The organism is Serratia sp. KH_031, assembly GCF_057839655.1.
In genome coordinates this window covers 4246117-4266873 of record NZ_CM174496.1, presented here as the reverse complement: position 1 = coordinate 4266873, position 20757 = coordinate 4246117, and the positions used below count along the sequence as shown (strand labels likewise).

The 20757-nt window shown below is 49.2% G+C and carries 29 protein-coding genes; 26 read left to right on the top strand and 3 right to left on the bottom strand.

The window, feature by feature from the left end; genetic code table 11:
* The first annotated feature begins 2 nt into the window (after positions 1-2).
* From AC3ISQ_RS19250 to AC3ISQ_RS19205, 10 genes are all read left to right on the top strand, one after another.
* The gene (locus AC3ISQ_RS19250; protein ID WP_489349097.1) at positions 3-308 is read left to right on the top strand and encodes a hypothetical protein; all 306 of its coding nucleotides are present in this window, start codon (positions 3-5) and stop codon (positions 306-308) included.
* A 218-nt stretch (positions 309-526) separates the two neighbouring features.
* Positions 527-1024 (top strand): hypothetical protein, encoded by a 498-nt coding sequence (locus AC3ISQ_RS19245; protein WP_489349096.1) that lies wholly within the window; start codon positions 527-529, stop codon positions 1022-1024.
* Between the two features lie 65 nt (positions 1025-1089).
* The gene (locus AC3ISQ_RS19240) at positions 1090-2415 is read left to right on the top strand and encodes an IS4 family transposase (protein ID WP_489349095.1); all 1326 of its coding nucleotides are present in this window, start codon (positions 1090-1092) and stop codon (positions 2413-2415) included.
* Positions 2416-2733 carry an EndoU domain-containing protein gene (locus AC3ISQ_RS19235; protein WP_489349093.1) on the top strand — a complete coding sequence of 106 codons (318 nt, stop codon included), beginning with the start codon at positions 2416-2418 and terminating at the stop codon, positions 2731-2733. It abuts the gene before it with no gap.
* Between the two features lie 10 nt (positions 2734-2743).
* Positions 2744-3004, top strand: coding sequence for a MafI family immunity protein (locus tag AC3ISQ_RS19230; RefSeq protein ID WP_489349091.1), 261 nt, complete (start codon positions 2744-2746; stop codon positions 3002-3004).
* 477 nt (positions 3005-3481) lie between these two features.
* A complete protein-coding gene (locus tag AC3ISQ_RS19225) occupies positions 3482-4606 on the top strand; it encodes a VENN motif pre-toxin domain-containing protein (protein WP_489349090.1) in 1125 nt (374 codons plus the stop codon).
* 13 nt (positions 4607-4619) lie between these two features.
* The gene (locus AC3ISQ_RS19220; protein WP_489349088.1) at positions 4620-4907 is read left to right on the top strand and encodes a hypothetical protein; all 288 of its coding nucleotides are present in this window, start codon (positions 4620-4622) and stop codon (positions 4905-4907) included.
* Positions 4900-5418 carry a macro domain-containing protein gene (locus tag AC3ISQ_RS19215; protein WP_489349086.1) on the top strand — a complete coding sequence of 173 codons (519 nt, stop codon included), beginning with the start codon at positions 4900-4902 and terminating at the stop codon, positions 5416-5418. The genes AC3ISQ_RS19220 and AC3ISQ_RS19215 overlap by 8 nt, the downstream gene beginning before the upstream one ends.
* A 177-nt stretch (positions 5419-5595) precedes the next feature.
* Positions 5596-5898: a zinc ribbon domain-containing protein gene (locus AC3ISQ_RS19210; protein WP_489349084.1), complete on the top strand. Its 303-nt coding sequence runs from the start codon at positions 5596-5598 to the stop codon at positions 5896-5898.
* Positions 5899-5900: 2 nt separating this feature from the next.
* Positions 5901-6263 (top strand): hypothetical protein, encoded by a 363-nt coding sequence (locus AC3ISQ_RS19205; protein ID WP_489349082.1) that lies wholly within the window; start codon positions 5901-5903, stop codon positions 6261-6263.
* On the opposite strand, the gene aaeR is transcribed toward AC3ISQ_RS19205, so the two are convergent.
* Positions 6254-7165 (bottom strand): HTH-type transcriptional activator AaeR, encoded by a 912-nt coding sequence (gene aaeR, locus AC3ISQ_RS19200; RefSeq protein WP_489349081.1) that lies wholly within the window; start codon positions 7163-7165, stop codon positions 6254-6256. The two genes, AC3ISQ_RS19205 and aaeR, sit on opposite strands and share 10 nt — an antisense overlap.
* Before the next feature lie 307 nt (positions 7166-7472).
* Between aaeR and aaeX the strand changes: the two genes are divergently transcribed.
* From aaeX to AC3ISQ_RS19175, 5 genes are all read left to right on the top strand, one after another.
* Positions 7473-7676: a p-hydroxybenzoic acid efflux pump operon protein AaeX gene (gene aaeX / locus AC3ISQ_RS19195; RefSeq protein ID WP_489349079.1), complete on the top strand. Its 204-nt coding sequence runs from the start codon at positions 7473-7475 to the stop codon at positions 7674-7676.
* Positions 7677-7749: 73 nt separating this feature from the next.
* On the top strand, positions 7750-8619 hold the full coding sequence (gene aaeA / locus AC3ISQ_RS19190; RefSeq protein ID WP_489353389.1) for a p-hydroxybenzoic acid efflux pump subunit AaeA: 870 nt from the start codon (positions 7750-7752) through the stop codon (positions 8617-8619).
* Positions 8619-10586, top strand: a complete 1968-nt coding sequence (gene aaeB / locus AC3ISQ_RS19185; RefSeq protein ID WP_489349078.1) for a p-hydroxybenzoic acid efflux pump subunit AaeB — start codon at positions 8619-8621, stop codon at positions 10584-10586. The genes aaeA and aaeB overlap by 1 nt, the downstream gene beginning before the upstream one ends.
* A 256-nt stretch (positions 10587-10842) precedes the next feature.
* The gene (locus AC3ISQ_RS19180; RefSeq protein WP_489349076.1) at positions 10843-11295 is read left to right on the top strand and encodes a ribonuclease domain-containing protein; all 453 of its coding nucleotides are present in this window, start codon (positions 10843-10845) and stop codon (positions 11293-11295) included.
* 5 nt (positions 11296-11300) lie between these two features.
* Complete coding sequence (locus AC3ISQ_RS19175) at positions 11301-11603, top strand: barstar family protein (RefSeq protein WP_489349074.1); 303 nt, start codon at positions 11301-11303, stop codon at positions 11601-11603.
* 31 nt (positions 11604-11634) lie between these two features.
* Here AC3ISQ_RS19175 and yjgA read toward each other — a convergent pair whose 3' ends face one another.
* Complete coding sequence (gene yjgA, locus AC3ISQ_RS19170; RefSeq protein ID WP_489349073.1) at positions 11635-12183, bottom strand: ribosome biogenesis factor YjgA; 549 nt, start codon at positions 12181-12183, stop codon at positions 11635-11637.
* Between the two features lie 188 nt (positions 12184-12371).
* On the opposite strand from yjgA, the gene AC3ISQ_RS19165 reads away from it, so the two are divergent.
* The 4 genes from AC3ISQ_RS19165 to cybC all read left to right on the top strand — a co-directional run bounded on the left by AC3ISQ_RS19165 (position 12372) and on the right by cybC (position 15054).
* On the top strand, positions 12372-12722 hold the full coding sequence (locus AC3ISQ_RS19165; protein ID WP_489349071.1) for a type II toxin-antitoxin system RelE/ParE family toxin: 351 nt from the start codon (positions 12372-12374) through the stop codon (positions 12720-12722).
* Complete coding sequence (locus AC3ISQ_RS19160; protein ID WP_489349069.1) at positions 12719-13057, top strand: helix-turn-helix domain-containing protein; 339 nt, start codon at positions 12719-12721, stop codon at positions 13055-13057. Before AC3ISQ_RS19165 ends, AC3ISQ_RS19160 begins: the two co-directional genes overlap by 4 nt.
* 136 nt (positions 13058-13193) lie before the next feature.
* On the top strand, positions 13194-14534 hold the full coding sequence (gene pmbA / locus AC3ISQ_RS19155; RefSeq protein WP_489349067.1) for a metalloprotease PmbA: 1341 nt from the start codon (positions 13194-13196) through the stop codon (positions 14532-14534).
* Between the two features lie 127 nt (positions 14535-14661).
* A complete protein-coding gene (gene cybC, locus AC3ISQ_RS19150; protein WP_489349065.1) occupies positions 14662-15054 on the top strand; it encodes a cytochrome b562 in 393 nt (130 codons plus the stop codon).
* 38 nt (positions 15055-15092) lie between these two features.
* On the opposite strand, the gene rnk is transcribed toward cybC, so the two are convergent.
* The gene (rnk, locus tag AC3ISQ_RS19145; protein WP_489349063.1) at positions 15093-15503 is read right to left on the bottom strand and encodes a nucleoside diphosphate kinase regulator; all 411 of its coding nucleotides are present in this window, start codon (positions 15501-15503) and stop codon (positions 15093-15095) included.
* Between the two features lie 498 nt (positions 15504-16001).
* Between rnk and AC3ISQ_RS19140 the strand changes: the two genes are divergently transcribed.
* The 7 genes from AC3ISQ_RS19140 to AC3ISQ_RS19110 all read left to right on the top strand — a co-directional run bounded on the left by AC3ISQ_RS19140 (position 16002) and on the right by AC3ISQ_RS19110 (position 20757).
* Positions 16002-16253 carry a glycine dehydrogenase gene (locus tag AC3ISQ_RS19140; protein ID WP_489353387.1) on the top strand — a complete coding sequence of 84 codons (252 nt, stop codon included), beginning with the start codon at positions 16002-16004 and terminating at the stop codon, positions 16251-16253.
* 36 nt (positions 16254-16289) lie between these two features.
* Positions 16290-16655 (top strand): SFCGS family glycine-rich protein, encoded by a 366-nt coding sequence (locus AC3ISQ_RS19135; RefSeq protein ID WP_489349062.1) that lies wholly within the window; start codon positions 16290-16292, stop codon positions 16653-16655.
* Complete coding sequence (locus AC3ISQ_RS19130) at positions 16655-16951, top strand: DUF4312 family protein (RefSeq protein WP_489349060.1); 297 nt, start codon at positions 16655-16657, stop codon at positions 16949-16951. The genes AC3ISQ_RS19135 and AC3ISQ_RS19130 overlap by 1 nt, the downstream gene beginning before the upstream one ends.
* A gap of 82 nt (positions 16952-17033) precedes the next feature.
* The gene (locus AC3ISQ_RS19125; RefSeq protein WP_489349058.1) at positions 17034-17810 is read left to right on the top strand and encodes a DUF4311 domain-containing protein; all 777 of its coding nucleotides are present in this window, start codon (positions 17034-17036) and stop codon (positions 17808-17810) included.
* An 11-nt stretch (positions 17811-17821) separates the two neighbouring features.
* Positions 17822-18472, top strand: coding sequence for a DUF4310 family protein (locus AC3ISQ_RS19120; protein ID WP_489353385.1), 651 nt, complete (start codon positions 17822-17824; stop codon positions 18470-18472).
* A 49-nt stretch (positions 18473-18521) separates the two neighbouring features.
* Positions 18522-19661: an amidohydrolase/deacetylase family metallohydrolase gene (locus tag AC3ISQ_RS19115; protein WP_489349056.1), complete on the top strand. Its 1140-nt coding sequence runs from the start codon at positions 18522-18524 to the stop codon at positions 19659-19661.
* Positions 19645-20757, top strand: coding sequence for a DgaE family pyridoxal phosphate-dependent ammonia lyase (locus AC3ISQ_RS19110; RefSeq protein WP_489349055.1), 1113 nt, complete (start codon positions 19645-19647; stop codon positions 20755-20757). The genes AC3ISQ_RS19115 and AC3ISQ_RS19110 overlap by 17 nt, the downstream gene beginning before the upstream one ends.

Here is a 20757-nt window from a genome sequence, read left to right as displayed (position 1 = left end):
ATATGTCAATAAGTATAAGGTGTTACACTAAATTTTCAGTTTCTGAGCTACAACCTCAGTTGGATCGTCTTTTATCAAGTAATCCAAAGGTATTCCCCCAGCATTACATTTTGTATAAAGCAAGAACATTGGGACCTTTTGACAAAGAGATATCTAATGAATTTGGTTTAGACCCTGAATCATATTTTTACATTGATGTGAACAATAAAGCATTAGAAATATCGACTGACGAAATAGCCGATATGGTTAGAAATGAACTTGGTAAGGAAAATGTCATTGTACTGTTAAATGGTGAAGATCTGATCTGAGCCTAGTAGTAACCAGCCAACTTGAGGGGATTATTATATCTAAGCCCTAAGTGCTTCATACCATTGTGGCAAGGGGACCGATTTTGCTCTTTAACAGCGTTGAGGAAAATGGCGTAACGGGCTGAAAATGCGCGTCTGGGAAAAAAGTTGCCTGGGCCAGAATGCACAGGGAAAAAGTGGTTGTAATCTGCTGAGTGTGCTAGGAAAAATGCTTTTTGTTGGCTGACTCCGCACTGGATAAAGTTGTTGTGGAGAATAACTCGCTGGGTCCGGGAGACTTTGGTAAAGGCATGGCCGACATGGGCATGTCGCAAGCCTCGCTCGGTGCATCAATGATGCAAAAAGGCTCTTCCCCAGATGAAATCGTGGCCGCACTGGTTAAAAATGCTCAAGGGGATATGCCAGAAGGCCAAGATGCAGTTAAAGGACTACTGACCGCATGGGGTGAGTTTTTTGGTGTTCCGGTTAGTGCGTTGACCTCAAGTGAGGAAATGACGCCTAAAAAAGCTGCGGAAATCATGGCTAGCGGCATACCAACCAGTGAAGCCAAATTAGTGCAGTATGTCCTTGCCAAGGCAGTTCTGACGGTAGCAAAAAGTTCTGATTTGAATTTATCAGCATCAAATCAGAAATATGTGGATATTCTTTCGGCGGAAGCTAAACAGCATATTTTGTATGGGTACAGCCCTACGCAAGGAGTAATGCCGATCGTTTAAGAGTACTTGAACGATCCTACCAGTAAGAGACAATCCGGGATCAGCCCTCTGCTCCCGGATTTTTTATGTCTGAACATGATATGGATTTTGTCGTCGATGCTTTTTCTTCTGAGCTGGATGCTTTTTCACGCTCGCTTGACCCCGCTTGGATACACCAAGCGCTGACCGCCTGCCAGAAAGCCAGTATTCGCAGACGTCGCCTGCCTGCTGAACAGGCCGTATGGCTCATCCTTATGATGGGGTTGTTGCGAGACTTATCCATCAAGGACGTCTGTCACCATCTGGATATCGTTCTTCAACCCGATGACACCTACCAAAGCCTCGCACCCAGTGTGTTAACCGCTGCACGCCAACGACTGGGGGAAGCACCGCTTCGCTATCTTTTTCATGCCTGCAATGAAGCATGGCAGCCTGCTGCTCTCGGACCGGCTACTTTCCATGGACTCCGTGTGTTGAGTGTTGATGGGACGCTTTTTCGCACACCGGACTCACCGGATAACGCAGCGGCTTTTGGTTTTATTGACCCCTCCGCGGGCACATTCCCTCAAGTACGTATGGTCGCACTGATGGCAACCCACTCTCATATGTTGCTGGATGCCGCGTTCGGAGGCGTAGCCGAAGGCGAGTTAACGCTGGCTCATCGTCTGATTTCTTCTGCTCCAGACCATACTCTGACACTGTTTGACCGTTGCTATTTCAGCGCCGCTTTTTTCATCGAATGGCAACAGGCGGGACGCTGTACTCACTGGCTGACGCCCGTAAAAAGCAAGCTTCGCTATCAGGTCATCGAACGATACAGCGATTACGACATGCTAATTGAGATGCCGGTTTCTCCACAGGCACGTAAGGCGGCTCCGCATCTACCGGATGTCTGGCGGGCAAGAATGGTGAGCTATGTCAGCGGCGGCGGTAAAGGAAAGATCACCGGATTTCTCACGTCCATGACCGATCCTGCGGCCTATCCGGTAGAAGATTTATTGCGTATTTATTGGGAGCGCTGGGAAATTGAACTGGGTTATGGCGAACTGAAACGGCGACAACTGAAAGGGGAAGTCACCCTGAGGAGCCGCTTTCCAGAGGGCGTAAAGCAAGAATTATGGGGGATACTGATCTCCTACAATCTGCTGAGAAAAGAAATGGTAGATATTGCCGGGGAAGGCGGGGTCATACCGACACGAATAAGCTTTGTCGCTGCGTTAAACATTCTGGTGTCACAGGCTCGGGTGAGTGGTAAAGGTGCCGCAGGGAATATCCCTAATCATCTGAAAGGAATGAGGGAAAATGTAAAAGCGTTTATTCTTCCGGAAAAAAGAAAGCACCGACGATATTCTCGTTCAGTGCTTTATATTCCACCTAAATATCCGTTCAGCTATAAGTCACGTGAGGCTTAAGTGAACGGCATTACTACGCAAGGAGGGCATTTATACCCTGGAAATCCAGGAAAAACAGTATTCCCACAAAATTGGTCAGCGGACAAAGTCGTCCATGAAATAGGCGATATAACTACTTCACCTGACACTCAGTGGTTTGCTCAGTCTGGGACCGGGGGAGCGTATACAAATGCAGGGAAACCGGCTAGATGGGTTGCTTGGGAAGAACGAGACGGTGTTAGAGTTCGAGTGGTCTATGAACCAGCTAATGGAAAAGTTGTCACTGCATTCCCAGACAACAATCCAGCTCCTCCGGCTTTAAAGCCGATTAAGAAATAAAGTGGTTGCCATGGATATTAATGACAAAATTAGAGCATTAGGTGAAGGGTTAAAGGATCGGTTAGATCCTAGTCTGATTGACTTTGCACTTGAGTATATTGGGTTCTCGGAGAATGTATTAGCGTTCGAGACTTTATGTGATCATATCGCTGATTATGATGTTGTGATTAGTCAGGATGAATATACCCAAGTGATTAAAATAGCTAACGATCTTGGCTTGGATATAGATAATAGATATACATATATAGATCCAGGGAAAAGATCATCTTAAGTCCATTGTTCCCCCCGGTTGTAGACCGGGGGCTTATTTTATGCCCTAAAAGTCGTGTTGGTCGCGCTGTGTGATCTCAATCCTGCCCGGCACGGTGATAGCGTTGATATGCTTCGTCTGTGTGAGGTCAAATCCGCTCAACCAATCCCCGGCGATAATCAGTTCGCCGTGATAGTTAACCCAGTCCGCGCCGAGGTCGTGGCCGTGCTGGCTGTCTTCACACAGCGTCTTCCACTCTTCATCATCGGTGATAATGGTGAGGGTGATCCGGTTGCCTTGGCGTTGCAGCCGGAAGCGGGCTCCGGATCGCCAGTCATGACCAGCAGCTTATAGATATTAATTTGTGATTGTGTGTCACAAATTGGCGGTAGCGTGACCTAAGTCCTCCCGTATCACCGCTGGTTGTGATGCCACGCTGAACGCGGTATAGGTACAGGCCAGCGGCGACGTGGCGGTTATCTTGCGCAGGAAATCAAAGTGCGTACCGAAGGTAACACGGCGGCGAATGTGGCGGCCCATGCGGTGGCGGGTGCTTTGGTAGCGTTGGTATCGGGTAACAATGCGGCGGCAGGTGCAGCGGGGGCGGCCAGTGGAGAGTTGGCGGCACGGCTTATTGTCGAGCAACTTTATCCGGGACAAGACCCCGCGACGTTGACGGAAGAGCAGAAGCTGAACGTCAGTGCCTTGAGTCAACTGGCCGCAGGGCTGGCAGGCGGTTTGGCCGGAGATAGCACGGCGGGTGTTGCAGGCGGAGTGATTGCGGGTAAGAATGCGGTTGAGTCGAACTATCTGAGTCAAGGAAGCCCACAGAAATACACCGATAAGTATAAAGAATGTAATGGAAATGCTGGCTGTGAGCAGACCGTCCGTAAGGATATGGCGCAGGAGTCAGTGGGAAACATCCAGAAGCTGAAATCATGCTGGGATGCTGGTGATACCGCCTGTGTTGCAGATTCGCGCTCGAAAATAGAACTTGATGAGAAAGCGTATACTGAGTTGCGCCAGCAGGACAACATGGCCGGGCGTGCTTATGAAGACTCGGCGAAATGGTATGCTGATATTATTGACCAGTGCGCAGGTAAGTGTGATTGGCTAGAAGCGTCATTGCTGAAGACTGGGGCCGAAGGGCTAGGTAACTTGGTTTATGGTGCGTTGGGTGTAGGGGGTGTTCCTAGTGGAAAACCAAGTTCAGCTACAACAGTTGAAAATAGTGGAGCGAAAAGGGGAATACCAAACACCAGCTCCGTACTCAAACTAGGTGAAACATCAATTATCAATGAAGTCAATGTTACTCGAGTTGGTAGATGGATGTCTCCTGATGAGTTAGCCCAAATGCGAAATGGAGGTAAAGTGGTTCAGGGAGGCGGTGGGCAGACATTTATTTCTACTAATGGTGTGTCGGACTTTAAGGCAACAGCACCAGCGGGATCGGTCTACGTTGAGTTTGATGTCTCTACAAATAGTTTGTTACAAGGCGGGAAAGATGGATGGTTCAAGCTAATTGGCCCAGATGCTAGTAAATCACAACAATTTATGCTGAATAAACAAGGTGGTAGCCAACTGCCTGAAGTTAAAAATATCACAGTTGTAGATAAAAAATAAAGGGGGACTCATCATGAACATCGATTTTTTTAAAACTGAGATTGCCCCATATTTAGCTGGGTATGAGCTTCAATACAGTTCTTTTAGCAATGGTGATTTTGGTGACTTAGAGCGTGTTGAGTTTGAGAAGGGTGATAAATTCGGAACTGTTGACATGTGGTCTAAAGGTTGGATGAGCATCGATGTATATGACAGTGCTTTAGATGCTCAATTAATTAATCTATTGTTAAGCCCCGATGAGTTAGAACAGCAAAAAAAAGCTATAGAAAATCTTATACGGGTTTTGGAAGTTAATGAATAGAGTTCGGTTATTGCATGGGGATATAACGAAAGTGGCTGCAGGAGCTATTGTGAATGCGGCTAACTCATCTTTACTTGGTGGCGGCGGAGTGGATGGTGCAATACATCGTGTTGGTGGACCAATGATCTTGGCCGAGTGTCAGATAATAAGAAATCGGCAAGGTGGCTGTAAAGTTGGTAATGCTGTAATTACAAATGCCGGGAATTTGCCTGCGGACTATGTAATACATGCAGTAGGCCCATACTGGAGTGGTGGGAGTCATGATGAAGTTGAGTTGTTAAAGAGAGTCTATTTTAGTTGTTTTAAGCTAATTGACGATCATCACATTAAAACTGTGTCTTTTCCGAACATAAGCACAGGGATTTATAAATTCCCAAAGGACTTGGCTGCCAAAATTGCATTGGATGTTATCACTCATTGTTTACATGGAAATAATAAAATAGAGGTGGTTAACTTAGTATGCTTTGAACGGGTTAACTACAATTTGTATTTTAATCAGATAAATGAGTAGATTCATTTTGCTAGCGATAAATTCAGATTCCGATATTTTGCTCTTTAAGATTGCAAAACGGGTATTTTTTAATTCGGGCTAGTATGTAATTAATCGTAAACCCCCCTTTACCTTGGAGTTTACTCTAGGGTTTATGCTCTTCCTCTGGCACTATCAACCGAGGGCGAGACAATGAGCATGTTCAAGAAGCTTTTAGGCGGTGGTTTTGGTAGAGGACATCATGGTGGTGGTCATCACGGCGGTCACCATGGAGGAGGACACCACGGCGGAGGGCATCACGGTAACCGCTATAATCAATCTGGTGGGGAAGGGTTGCAGTGCCCTAACTGTCAGGCTCCCAATAATCCGGGAGCGCGTTACTGTCATCGTTGTGGTCAGTTATTTCAGGCGGAAACGCAATCATGCAGTCAGTGTGCTGCGCCACTCGCGACAGGAAGTAAGTTTTGTCAGCAGTGTGGGCAAGCCACTAAGTCGGGGTAATTATGGGTAAAAATGGTTTAGCGACACTCGCTTTACTGGCATTGATGGCTATTTGGACGTTATTGGCTTGGGGAACTTCTGGGCTATTGAACTGGTTGCCTCAGTTGGCCGATATGGCGCAGAACGGTACCACGCAGTTGGCACCACAACTGCAGGAAGGCGTGCTGATGTTGGTGCCGCAGGCGGTGCTGGATGCTTGGTTGCCTTGGCTGTTGCAGCTTTGGAACTGGTTGATGGCGTCCTTCCCGATGCTGCTTTCCCTGTTGGGTTATGCCGTTTGGATCATCTGGGGGCTGGGTATGATCGTGTTGGTGGCATTGACCGTTGCGGCGCGCAAGTTATTGACCAATAGTCCTCAGCGGTAGCCTTGGTATACCGCCGCCACGCGTTTGAAATACTCGGTCAGGTAGTCGATACAGACTTGTACTTTCAGCGGTAATTTATCCTTCTCGGTGTACACCGCGTACACCGGGCGGGGATCGGAATGGTAGCTCTTGAACAAAATCTCCACCTCCCCACGTTTGATCTCTTCGATAACCCACATCAAAGGCACGTAAGCGATGCCAGCCCCACCTTTTAGCCAACGAACTAGGGTTTGTGAATCATTGGTTACGAAACGCCCTTGTGGGGCAATACGGGTGGAGATCCCTTCCGGTGCGATCAATTCGAACTCACTGTCTGGGCGCACGCTGTATTCCAACCATGAAAAGTTGGTCATATCACTGGGTTTCTGCGGTGTACCATACTGATTGAGATAGGTTTTTGCGGCGCAAACTACCATCGGCATTGAGCCGAGGCGTTTAGAGAACAGGCTGGAATCCTGTAATGCACCAGTGCGGATCACCACGTCCAAACCATCGGCGATCAGATCCGGTGCCGGGATGCCGGTCACCAGATTGACGGCTAAGCCGGGGTACTCTTTTAGCATTTCGGCGCTCATGGTCGCTAACACGTTTTGTGCCATCGTCGAGGAACTGCCAATACGCAAAGTCCCGGTAGGTGTGTTGTTAAAGGCGTAAAGCTGCTCGTGCACCTCGCTCACTTCCAACAGCATCCGGCGGCAGCCTTGATAATAAATCTTGCCTGCTTCGGTCAGGCCAATGCTGCGCGTGCTGCGGTTCAGTAGCTTAACCTGTAGCTCATTTTCCAGTTTGGACACGGTTTGGCTGATGGATGAAACGCTCATGTCGAGTTGTCGCGCTGCGGCAGTAAATGACCCGCATTCAACCACTTTGGCGAATACCGACATCCGTTTTAGTCTTTCCATTATTCACTCTGGCTTAAAAGTGATTTAGATCACAGATTGTTGATGTGTTGATAGTAAGCAGGCTAAGATAACTTGGTCGGGTGTTAAGGCCTTATCAACAAGTGGATGCGCAATTGAGTCACTCTGCGCTCGATCCCTTCGGTTAACCTCACAATCCCCTTTCGTGGACGTATCTCTATAGTTTAACTCTTTTTCAGGTTCGTCGCCCAAGCAACCTGTTCAGGTGGAACTGTGGTTCGTAACGGCTGAATGTAAAAGGAATGTGAAGCTGATTGCAAAGGCATAATGAACAATTAAGGAAAGTGTGATGGGTTCGCTGCCAGTTATGGTCATCTTTGGGTTGTCGTTTCCCCCGGTGCTTTTTGAGCTGATCGTGTCGCTGGCGCTATTTTTTGTGTTGCGTCGTGTGTTGCAGCCTACTGGGATTTACGATTTTGTTTGGCATCCAGCGTTATTTAACACTGCGCTTTATTGCTGCCTGTTTTACCTGATTTCTTGTCTTTTTGTCTGAGGTCGCCGTGAAAACATTATCAATAAAAATAACTCGCATCGCGATCACGCTAGTTTTGGTTTTGCTGGCTGTTATGGCGGTATTCAAAGCCTGGGTGTTTTATACCGAATCACCATGGACGCGTGATGCCAAATTTACTGCTGATGTGGTGGCAATCGCCCCTGATGTCAGCGGTTTGCTGACCGATGTGCCGTTGGTGGATAACCAATTGGTGAAGCGAGGCCAGATACTGTTTGTGATCGACCAGCCACGCTATCAACAGGCGTTGGCGCAGGCGAATGCTGATGTTGCCTATTATCAAACTTTGGCGGCAGAGAAAAAACGTGAGGCGGGTCGTCGTGTGCGTTTAGGCATTCAAGCGATGTCGCAAGAAGAGATCGATCAGGCCAACAATGTGCTGCAAACCGTGCAGCATCAATTGGCTAAAGCGATTGCCACGCGCGATCTGGCGAAGTTAGATCTGGATCGCACCACGGTGCGCGCGCCGGCAGACGGTTGGGTCACCAACCTTAATGTTCACGCCGGGGAGTTTATTACCCGCGGTTCGACGGCGGTGGCATTGGTGAAGAAAAATACCTTCTACTTATTGGCTTATTTGGAAGAAACCAAGCTGCATGGCCTGAATAAAGGCGATCGTGTTGAGATTACCCCGTTGGGCAGCAATCGCATTATGCATGGCACGGTCGATAGTTTGGCTGCGGCGGTCAATAACAGCAGCACGACCAACAACAGCAAGGGTTTAGCCGCCATCGACAGCAATTTAGAATGGGTACGTCTGGCACAGCGGGTGCCGGTGAAGATTCTACTGGATGCCAAAGATCAACAACATCCCTACCCAGCAGGGACGACGGCGACGGTGGTGATTACCGGTAAGAACGATCGTAGTGCTGATGTTGAATCTCCGTGGGTGAAACTGATGCACCGGCTGCGTGAGTTTGGCTAATGAATAGCCCAACTTTTATCCGTTTGCGGTTTGCCTTCAAACTTAGTTTTGCGGTGGTGTTTGCGCTGTTTGTCGGCTTCCATTTGAATCTGGAAACTCCGCGCTGGTCGGCAATGACGGCGGCGTTAGTCGCCGCGGGGCCAGCTTTTGCCGCTGGGGGTGAACCGTTCTCTGGGGCCATCCGTCATCGTAGCTGGTTGCGAATTATCGGGACTTTTATCGGTTGTTTTGTTGGCCTGCTGATTATTGTCACCACGGCGCGAGCGCCCGTCGTTATGTTGCTGTTGTGCTGCATCTGGGCGGGTTTTTGTACCTGGCTTTCTTCCATCATCAAAATTGAAAACTCCTACGCTTGGGCACTGGCGGGTTATACCGCGCTGATTATCGTGGTGACCGTCGCCAGCAGTGAAGCGCATTTATTGGAAGCGCCGCAGTTTGCGGTCGAACGTTGTAGCGAGATTGTGTTGGGGATACTCAGTGCGGTGCTGGCGGATCTGTTGTTCTCACCCCGATCGATCAAGATGGATATCGATCGGGCGGTGGATGGCTTGCTGATTGATCAATATAAACTGATGCAGATGTGTATCAGCAATGCTGATAAGGCAGACATCGACCGTGCTTGGGGTAATTTAGTGAAAAGCGCCACCGCGCTGAACGGGATGTGCGGCAATCTGATGCTGGAGTCACCACGTTGGCAGAGGGTGGATCGTCGTGCACGGGCGCTGCATACGCTATCGCTGACGTTAATTACTCAAGCCTGTGAAACCTATCTGATCCTGCTGAACCATCCTAATGTGGTGCAAGACGACATCCGTGATCAATTACTGGTGCCTGCCAATACGCCGCAGGAAGTTCACCAACGTTTAAAGTTACTGCGTCAGGTGCTGGTGATTAATCGTAGCGATGACATTTTGACCACTATCACCACTTGGGTTGGTGCGGCGACGCGTTACCTGTTATTGGCAAAAGGCGTGCATACCAACACCAGTATTAGCGCGGTAGAAGAAAGCATTCTGAGTGATGAGGTGGTGGTGAAACCGACTTCGGCAGAAGGGCATCATGCGCTGATTAATGGCTTGCGTACTTTTGTGGCTACGGCCTTCAGTAGTTTGCTATGGTTATGGACCGGCTGGACTTCCGGCAGTGGTGTGATGGTGATTGTAGCGGTAATCACTTCGCTCGCGATGCGAACGCCGAATCCACGCATGGTGGCGATGGATTTTGTGCTCGGTATGCTGGCCGCGATCCCGGTAGGGGCGTTGTATTTTATGGTGATCCTGCCCGCTACTCAGCAAAGTATTTTCTTGCTGTGTCTGAGTTTGGGTGTGCTGGCGTTTATTATCGGTATTGAAGTTCAGAAACGGCGTTTAGGTTCGATGGGCTTGCTAGCGGGGACTATCAATATTCTGGTGTTGAGTAACCCGATGGTGTTTAACGTCACCCAGTTCATCGATGCTTCTATCGGCCAGTTCTTAGGGAGCTGTATTGGTCTGATAGTGCTGTTGTTGATTCGCGATACCTCGCGTGAACGTACTGGGCGTACTTTGCTAAATCAGTTCGTCAGCAGTGCGGTATCGGCGCTGACCACCAAAGTCGCGCGTCGCAAACAAAACCATCTACCGGCGTTATATCAGCAGTTGAATCAGCTGTTGATGATGTTCCCCAACGATATTGCCAAATATCGCTTGGCGTTGAATCTGATTATTGCTCACCAACGGATGCAGCGAGCAGAAATCCCTGTCAACGAGGCACTTTCGGCATTTCACACGCAGATTCGTAAAACGGCAGATCATGTGGTTACGGCCAAAAATGATGTGAAGCGCGCTTATTATTACGATCGCCTGTTAGGTGAAATGAACGAGTATCAACAAAAACTGGTTGAAAATCAGGTTCCCATCAGCGTCACTGGGCCAGTAAAACGTCTGGCCGACATGCTACATCGCTATCGCCACGCCTTGATCGATTAATGCGGCAGAGCCTCTTAGTGCACGCTGAGAGGCTATACTGGAGAAAATTCCTAATCCTTTTCGAGTTTCAGCGCGCTCTGAATGCCAGTGCTGTCAGAAGATGGCATAATTGATGTTCTAAGGTGGGAAGAAAAGATGCCGCAATCTGGAAGTTAAAACGTTACACATCGGTCATCTTTCATTCATCAATATTGTTTATATCTCATACCAGCATGGGTGCTGATGCACCCAGCCGAAATTAATTTCAGGGACAGTCATGAATAAACGGATCCTGATGGCGATATTTATCGCCGTAGTGATAGCGGGCTTTATCGCTTTGCGCGGGACGGATGATCGGGTTATTACCAATGTGCCTGCGGTGGTGGTGGGCGACAGTATTGATCAACTGACACAGCAAAAACGGGTTGTGGATTATCTGAAACAGCATCAGCGCTTGCCGGATTATTACGTGACTAAGAAGCAGGCGCGTGAGCAGGGATGGGATGCTCGAGATGGCAACCTGTGCTCGGCATTACCGGGTAAAGCCATCGGCGGCGATCGTTTTTCTAACCGTGAAGGGCAATTACCGAATAGCCATAAGCGAGTATGGCGCGAAGCAGATATTAACTACCAATGTGGCCGGCGTGGTGCTGACCGCCTGTTGTATTCAAGTGACGGCCTGATTTATGCCACGCATGACCATTATAAAAACTTCATTCGAGTGGAGTGAGCTTGATGAGGAAAGTAACGTTCGATTTTAACAACATCCAAGATCTGCCAGCGTTCTACCGTGTGTTTGCGGATAAATTCGCATTGGATGAGGGCTTCGGCGCTAATCTGGATGCGTTGTGGGATGTCGTGACGGTGGATATTCCACGGCCATTTGAGATTGAGTTTACCCATCTCAATGCGGGGCGTAGACGGCGTTTCGGTGCGATTATTCTGTTGCTCGAAGAAGCAGAAGAAGAGTTGGAAGGTGGGTTGAGTTTTAATATCGATGAAAAGAGTAGTGAACCGGTGGGATATCCCCGGGGATGAACGAGGTTCATCCCGAGGTAGGCTATGAAGATTACTCTGCTGTTTCAGCCAGTTCACGCAGATACTGGAAAATCTGGCGATAAGCTTTTGGCGGCTTGTTAGCGGCCTTTTCTTTCTGCGCATTACGCACCAGTGCACGCAATTGTTGGCGATCGGCTTCTGGATACAGAACCAGAACGGACGGGATCGCATCATCACCTTCTTCCACCAAACGATCACGCAACGCTTCCAGTTTATGGAACAACGAAACCTGCTGGTTGTGGCGGTTTTTCAGTTTGTCGAGTGCGGTTTGGATCGGCTCAACGTCGCGGGCACGCAGCAATTTACCGATCAACTGGATCTGGCGGCGGCGACCTTCTTTTTTGATCTTCTGCGCTAGCTCAATGGCAGCACGCAGATCTTCATCCAACGGGATGCGCTCTAACGCGTTTTTACCCAGTTCAACCAGTTCGGTTCCCAGGTCTTTCAGCGCTTCGGCATCACGTTTAATTTCACTTTTACTGACCCAGATAATCTCGTCATCGTCCTCGTCTTCATTGTCCGGGGCATCGCCCCGCCAGTCTTCAGGTTGTTTGGTCATGGTAGGCTCCGTTAAAAAGACGCTAATCTTAACAGGTTGTCTGGCAACCCGCTAATTGAGCGCCCTGAGTAGCGAAGTATAGTGGGTAAAATAAACGAGACAATGGAGGACGGTCATTCTTCCCATTGCGGTGTGTTGCTTTTATTGAGGATTGTGTATAAAATTTTATACATTCGGAGGTGGTACTCATGGAAGAACATAGTGAAAAAGCAATTGATTGGCGCGGTTCATCATTGATTGATTTATTAGCGTTTCCTCATGAAACACGAAAATCAGCCGGTTTTGAACTTGCTAAAGTGCAAAATGGCTTGGAACCTGGTGATTGGAAACCTATGGATAACTGTGGTTCTGGTGTGAAGGAAATCCGACTTTATGCACGAGAAGGCGCATTTAGGGTCATTTATGTCGCGAAATTTAAGGAGATGATTTACGTATTGCATAGCTTTCAAAAGAAAACGGCAAAAACTAGCAGGCATGATATCGCTATTATCAAGACTCGTTACGACGCCGTAGTTCATGAGCGGAGTGTGAATAAATGACTAAACCTATCGATACTCAATCACGTCATATTACTCCCGTTGGCGGGAATGTGTTCGCCGATTTGGGATTCAATGCTGATGAGGCTAAGCAGTTGTATGCGCAATCTGAGAAGGAAATTGCGCATACCATTGCACTTAAAAAGCAACTTATGCGAGAAATCAGTACTTGGATAGAAAGTGAAGGCTATAAGCAAGATGAGGCAGCCCAATATCTGCAGGTTTCCCGACCACGGGTATCTGATGTAGTGAACCAGAAAACGAATAAATTCACTTTAGATGCCTTAATTAATATGCTGAGTAATATTGGTAAGTCGGTCAAGTTGGTTATTGAATGATATCCAAGGGAAATTGTTACCCGATAATGCCTTTTTGCGAAATTCCTCTTACTTCCTGTTAGACTCAAAAGCATCACGCGTGGCGAATTCTACCGCCGCGGTACTTCTCTCAACGATTGACGAAAATGGCAGATTGATGAAAGTAGTCACCCAAGTTGCACAGCAGCGCCAAGCGCTGGAACAGGCTGTCTCACAAGCTTTGGAACTGGCCCGCGCTGGTTCCGATGCGGCAGAAGTTGCCGTGAGTAAAACCACCGGTATCAGCGTTAGCACTCGCTTTGGCGAAGTGGAAAATGTTGAGTTCAACAGCGACGGTGCGCTGGGGATTACGGTTTATCATCAGCAGCGTAAAGGCAGTGCCTCTTCGACTGATTTGAGCCCGGATGCCATTGCCCGTACCGTACAGGCGGCGCTGGATATTGCGCGCTATACCTCGCCAGATCCTTTCGCGGGGCCGGCAGACAAAGATCTGTTGGCGTTCGAAGCGCCGGATCTTGATTTGTTCCACCCAAGCGATCTGGATGCAGAAAGGGGGATCGAGCTGGCGGCACGTGCTGAGCAGGCTTCTCTCGCAGCCGATAAACGCATTACCAATACCGAAGGCGGCAGTTTTAACAGCCATTACGGTATCAAGGTCTTCGGTAACAGCCACGGTATGTTGCAGAGTTACTGCTCTAGCCGCCATTCGCTGTCGAGCTGCGTGATCGCCGAGCATAACGGTGATATGGAACGTGATTATGCTTACACCATCGGGCGTGCGATCGGCGATTTGCAAAGCCCTGAATGGGTTGGGCAAGAATGTGCTCGCCGCACTTTAGCGCGCTTGGCACCACGCAAATTGGCAACCATGAAGGCTCCGGTGCTGTTTGCTTCAGAAGTCGCGACCGGGTTGTTTGGCCATTTGGTTGGTGCTATCAGCGGCAGCAGCGTCTATCGCAAATCCACTTTCTTATTGGATTCATTGGGTCAGCAGATCCTGCCGGATTGGCTGACCATTGAAGAACATCCGCATTTGCTGAAAGGGTTGGCTTCGACACCGTTTGATAGCGAAGGTGTGCGTACTCAACGTCGCGACATCGTCAAAGAGGGCGTATTGCAAACCTGGCTGATGACCAGCTATTCGGCGCGCAAACTGGGTATGCAGAGTACCGGTCATGCGGGCGGCATCCATAACTGGCGTATCGCTGGGCAGGGCGCTGATTTTGCCGGGATGTTGAAGCAACTAGGCACCGGATTGTTGGTGACAGAGTTAATGGGGCAGGGTGTCAGCGGTGTGACCGGCGACTACTCACGCGGTGCATCCGGATTCTGGGTGGAGAACGGTGAGATCCAATATCCGGTTAGTGAGATCACCATTGCTGGTAACCTGAAAGATATGCTGCGCAATATTGTTAGTGTGGGCAGCGATATCGAAACTCGCAGTAATATTCAATGTGGTTCGGTGTTGTTGCCGGAAATGAAGATCGCTGGCGAATAATATCCCCCTCGGCTGGTGGCTCCGCTGCCAGCCTTTAACCTTCCTTACAAATATTCATTTCCTCTTTCCGTTTGCCCCAACTATGTTAACCATTGGTTAAATAAAACAATAATTGGAGCAAGTGAGCATGCGTAAAACTTTAAAAACTTTGGTTGCATTGTCGTTGTTAGGTGCCAGTACGTTGGCAATGGCTGCCGATATTGATGTTGGCGACAATATGGATACCATTGCCAGTAACTACAAAACGGCATTAAAAACCGATTCCACCGATACCTTTAAACAAAGCCTGCAAAACATGCGTGCCGCAGCGCAAGAAGCCCAGAAAGGCATTCCACCGAAGTTAGAGAAAGGAGGGCCAAACAGTCCGGAGGTGAAGGATTTCCGCCACGGGTTGGATACGCTAATAGGGCAGATCGATCAGTCGTTGGCATTAGCCAACCAAGGCAAACTGAGTGAAGCGCAGAAAGTGGCACAAGAGTTTAAACAGACTCGCGATACCTACCACAAGAAGTATAAGTAAGATACAAAGGGCGGCCTGCTACCGCCCTGATTTACCACTTAGCGGTGGTATTCACCGGCCGCTTCTGGCTGATACAACAGTTCCAGCACTTCAATCTTCGTTTCGCTGCCATTTGGCAATGTCCACGTAATATCTTTACCTACGCGCATGCCCAGCAGCGCTGCACCCAGCGGAGCCATCACCGAGATTTGCTCGTTGCTGTCTTTCAAAGACGCTGGGTAAACCAGCGTGCGCACATGCTCTTCACTGGTTTTCAGATCGCGAAAACGCACCTTGCTGTTCATGGTGACAACATCGGCAGGCATCAGGTTAGGCTTAACGGTTTCGGCACGATCTAGCTCGTCGTTCAAAGCCTTAGCAACGTCTGTATTGGCAAACTCTGGCTTTTCCAATAGCGCATCCAGGCGTTCCGCATCCAGCTCATTAATGGTAATGGTTGGTTTGGTCATTCCACTCTCCAGTTAAATCAAGGCATTGCGTGATATGCCTGCAAAAAATCGAAAAAAACAACACAAAGCAACACCCCCGCGCCGTTGGGAGCGGGGGTGTTGGAAATGCTGGTCTGTACTATTGATAGTAGGCGCTTAGGCGGGGAAAAGAAAGAGATCTCGATCACGAACTTTTTTACCGTAATAACGGTGATAAGAAAATGCTCGTTGCGGTATGTTTTTGTAATCTAAATATCTCCTATAACAAAACATCATTTTGCGAAATGGATCTCTAACTATCATCCGATTTCCACTTTGAACTGGAAAAAAACGCAGTACACACAAAATGTCACTAAGGTTAGGGTAAAGATATCAAAGAAAGCGGGTTCATAGGTAATGCAGGGATCTAGGAGTAACTGAAAAGTGAATGACCAATCTGCTTCAGTAAAACAAACGCAGCAGTCAGATATTGATACAGCAGTAGAAATTACCACACGAACGCTATCGGACATCACCGCCATGTTAAATATCGAAGGTATTTATACCAACGTGGTGCAACAGCAAATGTTGGAGTCACATATTCGCGCTATGGTGCTGCGTTCCATTACCGGGGAACTGTTACCGGAGGTGGATAAATCACTGTTTGATGAGATATCTGAAGAGTCGATGCAAATGGCACAGCGCGTTGTCGATAAATTCAAAACTTTGCCCATCGAAGAGGCTTATTTACTCTCGGTGCATTTCGAAGTGGCAAAGGATAATAACCAATAGTTTTTAATAAATTGAATTCAATCAGGAGTAATAACCATGGGTCAAATTACTGTCGTGATCGGCGATCGTCTGGGTAAAGGTCAAAAAGTCGGTCAAGGTATTGAAAGTGCAGGTGGAAAAGCGATTGTTATCCCTGGCGTTGCGGCAGATATGAAATTGGGTGATGTAATGAAAGCAGAAAATGCTCAATTAGGGATTTCTTTCTGTGGTAGTGGTGGTGCCGGTGCTATTACCGCGCAGACCAAACATGGCTACAAAGCAAAATATGGTATGCGCTCGATCGACGAAGGCGTAACGGCAATTAACGAAGGTTGCAACGTGCTAGGTTTTGGCTTTATGGATAAAGAGGAGTTAGGCCAAAGACTGGTTGAAGCCTACATCAAAAAATACGGCGCTGCGTGATGAAAGAGCAATATACCACCTCAGTTAAAGTGGAAGGCAAAGGTGATAGTAAAGCGAAAGCCTTTGCTGCGGCCTTAGCCAATGTGCAAGGGACGATATTAAAGTCCACCAATAATGTTCTACTGCGTATCGAACCGCAGGACGTAAAAGTAATAAAAGCAGAAGAGAGAACCACCAAAGAGAAATTTCTTTTCTTCTTTCTGCCACGTGAAAGAAAGAGTTATGCCGTTTCTCTGGAAATAACCGTGAACGTGACAATCATTAATACCGAAAAAGTGGTGTTTGTCGCGAAATAAAAATACTAAATATCCTCAATAGATTTCGCGTTCCGGCCAACAATAAGGCGGCGTGAAAGATGAAGGGGAAAGGGGGAAATCGATGTTTCTCATCATCTTATTTAAGTCGATTATTATCGGTGGTTTGGTCGGTGTCGGCGTCGGGGCTGGTGCCGCACGTATGTTCCATGCTCCGACGACACAGGGCATGGGCGCATTCCGTACCTTGGGCGAGCTGAATTCCTGCGAAGGCGATCCGGCTTCCCACTTCTCATTCGGTTTGGGCTTCTTCTTCAACGCCTGGGCGTCTTCCGTGGCGGCCGGTGCCTTCACGCAAGACGTTGACCACCGCATCATCCCTAACTGGGGCGCGGCGGCACTGATGGTTAAAAACCGCAACGTGGCACAAACGCTGCACGATCCAAGAAAAATGGCCATCGCCTGCGGCATCATCGGTGTGATTGTCGTTGCTTTCTTGAATACCACTGCTTCTGCGGTACCGCAGGCTTTGCAGGTCACGGCGATCAAAGTGTTGGTTCCTGCGGCTAACTTGCTGGTTAACACCGTGATGCCAGTGATCTTCTGGCTGGCGGCGATCGACGCCGGTAAACGCTCAGGCTTCTGGGGCACCATCTTCGGTGGCTTAGCGCAGTTGATTATGGGTAACGCCGTGCCGGGTCTGGTGCTGGGTATCCTGATCGGTAAAGGCGTAGAAGAGAGCGGTTGGAACAAAGTCACCAAAATCATGATGGTTGCGATCGTGCTGTTGTTCGTGCTGAGCGGCTTCTTCCGCGGCTTCGACATGAAACTTCTCGAGTCCTTCAGCCTCGGCGTGCCGGGTTGGTTGGATGCCATTCATAACACCCTGAGCGGTAAATAAGGAGCTTGATGATGGAAGAACAAACCCAAAAAGGCTTCTGGTATGCCGACTGGTCGTTCCCGATTTTCGTTGGCCTGCTGTCCTCCGGCGTGTTCGCCGGGACACACATGTACTACCTGTATGGCATCGGTGCTTTTAACGAGGTGGCTTTCGTCTCCATGCTGCGTGCAGGAATGGATACCGGTGTTTATGGCGCGGTAGCCGCGTTCGGTGCCAGCTTCCTATTTGCGCGTATCATTGAAGGTTCTCTGGTCGGGATCTTGGATATTGGCGGTGCGATCCAAACCGGTGTCGGGCTAGGTGTTCCCGCGCTATTACTTGGCGCAGGGATCGTGTTCCCTGTGGCGAACTTTGCTGCTTCGCTGGTCACCGGTTTAGTGATTGGTCTGGCGATTGGTTACCTCATCATTCTGGCGCGTAAATTCACCATCAATCAGAGCAACTCGACCTACGGTGCAGACGTGATGATGGGCGCAGGTAACTCTTCCGGTCGCTTCCTCGGGCCGTTGATTATCCTGTCTGCCATGACCGCATCGATTCCAATTGGTCTCGGTTCTCTGCTTGGCTCCCTGTTGTTCTACATTTGGGGCAAGCCGATTACCGGCGGCGCGATCCTAGGTGCGATGATCTTGGGTGCGATTTTCCCAGTAGCGATTTCTTAAGGTTATCGCGGGCGCAGTGATTGGGCGCCCGCAAAAGGAGTAGCGAAGTATGTATGACTTAATCATCCGACGTGCCAGATTGGCCGATGACAGCGTGGTCGATTTGGCTACCCAGAACGGTAAAATTGCTGGAGTAGGTCAACTGGCAGCCGATGCTAGCGCACATAAGCAACTGGATCTGGAAGGCAAATTCCGCCTGAGTGCAGGTTGGATCGATTCTCACGTTCACTGTTATCCCTCTTCGCCAATTTACAACGACGAACCCGATTTGGTGGGTGTCACCAGCGGCGTGACTTCTGTCGTCGATGCCGGTAGCACCGGTACCGACGATATCGATACTTTCTACGCATTGACTCGCCAAGCGAAAACTAACGTTTTTGCTTTCCTGAACATCTCGCGTATTGGCCTGCTGCGCCAAAATGAGCTGGCTGATTTAGCCGATATTGATAAGCAGAAAGTGAAAGCGGCCATCAGCAAGCATGATGGCTTTGTTATTGGTATCAAGGCGCGCATGAGTAGCAGCGTGGTGGGGCAAAACGGCACCCGACCATTGATACTGGCGAAAGAAATCCAGCAAGAAAACAACCAGTTGCCGCTGATGGTGCATATTGGCAACAACCCGCCGGATCTGGACGAGATCGCCTCCCTGCTGACCAAAGGCGACATCATCACCCACTGCTATAACGGTAAACCGAACCGTATTTTAACGCCATCGGGTGAGTTACGTGCGTCTGTCCAACGGGCGTTGCAACGTGGCGTATTGCTGGATGTCGGTCACGGCAGCGCCAGCTTCAGTTTTGACGTGGCACGCCAAGCCATCGCGCTGGGCATTCTGCCGCATACCATCAGTTCCGATATCTATTGCCGTAATCGCATCAAGGGGCCAGTGCATAGCCTAGCGACGGTAATGTCCAAATTCTTCAGCGTCGGGTTGTCATTGCCACAGGTGATCGACTGCGTGACCGGCAATGTAGCCGAGGCGCTGCGCCTGAAAACCAAAGGCCAATTAAAGCCGGGTTTTGATGCCGATCTGACCATTTTCGATCTGCGCCATGAGCCGCAGGTCTTTGCCGATTCCGAAGGGCAATCGGTCAAGGGTGAACAATTGCTGGTGCCGCTGGCGGCAGTCGTCGCCGGGGAACTCTTATTAACCGATGAAGGGAAAGCCACTCATGTCTTCAATCTATGAAAAATATAATCTAAAACAAGTCATTAACACCTCCGGTCGCATGACCATGTTGGGGGTTTCCACGCCACGCCAAGACGTTATCGATGCCGTGGACTACGGCTTGAATCATTACTTTGAAATTAAAGATCTGGTTAACAAGACTGGGGCTTACATCGCCAATCTGCTGAACGTGGAAAGTGCCACCGTGGTTTCTTGCGCCTCGGCGGGGATTGCTCAATCGGTGGCAGCGATAATCGTTAAAGACGACGCTAACCTGCTGGTCAACTTGCACTCTGCGTCGATCACCGTACCGCGTGAGATCGTACTGCCGCGTGGTCATAACGTTAATTTCGGTGCGCCGGTCGATACCATGGTTGCGCTGGGCGGCGGCAAAGTGGTGGAAGCCGGTTATGCCAACGAATGTCTGCCAGAGCAGCTCGAAGCCTGCATTACGCCGCAAACTGCCGCGATCCTGTACATCAAATCTCACCACTGTGTGCAGAAAAGCATCCTGTCGGTCGAACAGGCGGTGGTGATCGCGCGTAAGCACAACCTGCCGTTAATCGTTGATGCGGCGGCGGAAGAAGATTTGCTGTGTTACACCCAAATGGGTGCGGACTTAGTGATCTACAGCGGTGCTAAAGCCATCGAAGGGCCGACCAGCGGCCTAGTGATCGGTAAACAGCAATACGTTGAGTGGGTGAAACTGCAAACTGCCGGTATCGGTCGGGCGATGAAAGTGGGTAAAGAAGGCATCCTCGGTTTGACGCAAGCGATCGAAAGCTATCTGACGCTGGAAAAAACCACCGGTGCGGAGATGGTCGAGCGAATGACGCCGTTTATCGACAACCTGAATACCCTGAATGGCATCAGCGCCAAAGTGGTTTGGGATGCGGCAGGGCGTGATATTGCCCGTACCGAAATCAGTTTCGACGAAGTGGTGCTGGGGTTGTCGACCTACGACATCGTTCATGCGCTGAAAACCGGTGACATCGCGATTTACTTCCGTGGCTACAAGGCCAACGAAGGCAAAATCGAAGTGGATGTGCGCAGCGTAGATCAACAGCAACTGATGACCGTCTTTACCTGTATCAAAAACCTGTTTGTGGGGAAATAA

What these genes read in the sequence shown, in the direction of transcription:
- AC3ISQ_RS19250 (WP_489349097.1), top strand. Translation starts at nt 3, where the DNA reads ATGTCAATAAGTATAAGGTGTTACACTAAATTTTCAGTTTCTGAGCTA.
- AC3ISQ_RS19240 (WP_489349095.1), top strand. Translation starts at nt 1,090, where the DNA reads ATGTCTGAACATGATATGGATTTTGTCGTCGATGCTTTTTCTTCTGAG.
- AC3ISQ_RS19230 (WP_489349091.1), top strand. Translation starts at nt 2,744, where the DNA reads ATGGATATTAATGACAAAATTAGAGCATTAGGTGAAGGGTTAAAGGAT.
- AC3ISQ_RS19220 (WP_489349088.1), top strand. Translation starts at nt 4,620, where the DNA reads ATGAACATCGATTTTTTTAAAACTGAGATTGCCCCATATTTAGCTGGG.
- AC3ISQ_RS19215 (WP_489349086.1), top strand. Translation starts at nt 4,900, where the DNA reads ATGAATAGAGTTCGGTTATTGCATGGGGATATAACGAAAGTGGCTGCA.
- AC3ISQ_RS19210 (WP_489349084.1), top strand. Translation starts at nt 5,596, where the DNA reads ATGTTCAAGAAGCTTTTAGGCGGTGGTTTTGGTAGAGGACATCATGGT.
- AC3ISQ_RS19205 (WP_489349082.1), top strand. Translation starts at nt 5,901, where the DNA reads ATGGGTAAAAATGGTTTAGCGACACTCGCTTTACTGGCATTGATGGCT.
- aaeR (WP_489349081.1), bottom strand. Translation starts at nt 7,165, where the DNA reads ATGGAAAGACTAAAACGGATGTCGGTATTCGCCAAAGTGGTTGAATGC.
- aaeX (WP_489349079.1), top strand. Translation starts at nt 7,473, where the DNA reads ATGGGTTCGCTGCCAGTTATGGTCATCTTTGGGTTGTCGTTTCCCCCG.
- aaeA (WP_489353389.1), top strand. Translation starts at nt 7,750, where the DNA reads ATGGCGGTATTCAAAGCCTGGGTGTTTTATACCGAATCACCATGGACG.
- aaeB (WP_489349078.1), top strand. Translation starts at nt 8,619, where the DNA reads ATGAATAGCCCAACTTTTATCCGTTTGCGGTTTGCCTTCAAACTTAGT.
- AC3ISQ_RS19180 (WP_489349076.1), top strand. Translation starts at nt 10,843, where the DNA reads ATGAATAAACGGATCCTGATGGCGATATTTATCGCCGTAGTGATAGCG.
- AC3ISQ_RS19175 (WP_489349074.1), top strand. Translation starts at nt 11,301, where the DNA reads ATGAGGAAAGTAACGTTCGATTTTAACAACATCCAAGATCTGCCAGCG.
- yjgA (WP_489349073.1), bottom strand. Translation starts at nt 12,183, where the DNA reads ATGACCAAACAACCTGAAGACTGGCGGGGCGATGCCCCGGACAATGAA.
- AC3ISQ_RS19165 (WP_489349071.1), top strand. Translation starts at nt 12,372, where the DNA reads ATGGAAGAACATAGTGAAAAAGCAATTGATTGGCGCGGTTCATCATTG.
- AC3ISQ_RS19160 (WP_489349069.1), top strand. Translation starts at nt 12,719, where the DNA reads ATGACTAAACCTATCGATACTCAATCACGTCATATTACTCCCGTTGGC.
- pmbA (WP_489349067.1), top strand. Translation starts at nt 13,194, where the DNA reads ATGAAAGTAGTCACCCAAGTTGCACAGCAGCGCCAAGCGCTGGAACAG.
- cybC (WP_489349065.1), top strand. Translation starts at nt 14,662, where the DNA reads ATGCGTAAAACTTTAAAAACTTTGGTTGCATTGTCGTTGTTAGGTGCC.
- rnk (WP_489349063.1), bottom strand. Translation starts at nt 15,503, where the DNA reads ATGACCAAACCAACCATTACCATTAATGAGCTGGATGCGGAACGCCTG.
- AC3ISQ_RS19140 (WP_489353387.1), top strand. Translation starts at nt 16,002, where the DNA reads ATGTTAAATATCGAAGGTATTTATACCAACGTGGTGCAACAGCAAATG.
- AC3ISQ_RS19135 (WP_489349062.1), top strand. Translation starts at nt 16,290, where the DNA reads ATGGGTCAAATTACTGTCGTGATCGGCGATCGTCTGGGTAAAGGTCAA.
- AC3ISQ_RS19130 (WP_489349060.1), top strand. Translation starts at nt 16,655, where the DNA reads ATGAAAGAGCAATATACCACCTCAGTTAAAGTGGAAGGCAAAGGTGAT.
- AC3ISQ_RS19125 (WP_489349058.1), top strand. Translation starts at nt 17,034, where the DNA reads ATGTTTCTCATCATCTTATTTAAGTCGATTATTATCGGTGGTTTGGTC.
- AC3ISQ_RS19120 (WP_489353385.1), top strand. Translation starts at nt 17,822, where the DNA reads ATGGAAGAACAAACCCAAAAAGGCTTCTGGTATGCCGACTGGTCGTTC.
- AC3ISQ_RS19115 (WP_489349056.1), top strand. Translation starts at nt 18,522, where the DNA reads ATGTATGACTTAATCATCCGACGTGCCAGATTGGCCGATGACAGCGTG.
- AC3ISQ_RS19110 (WP_489349055.1), top strand. Translation starts at nt 19,645, where the DNA reads ATGTCTTCAATCTATGAAAAATATAATCTAAAACAAGTCATTAACACC.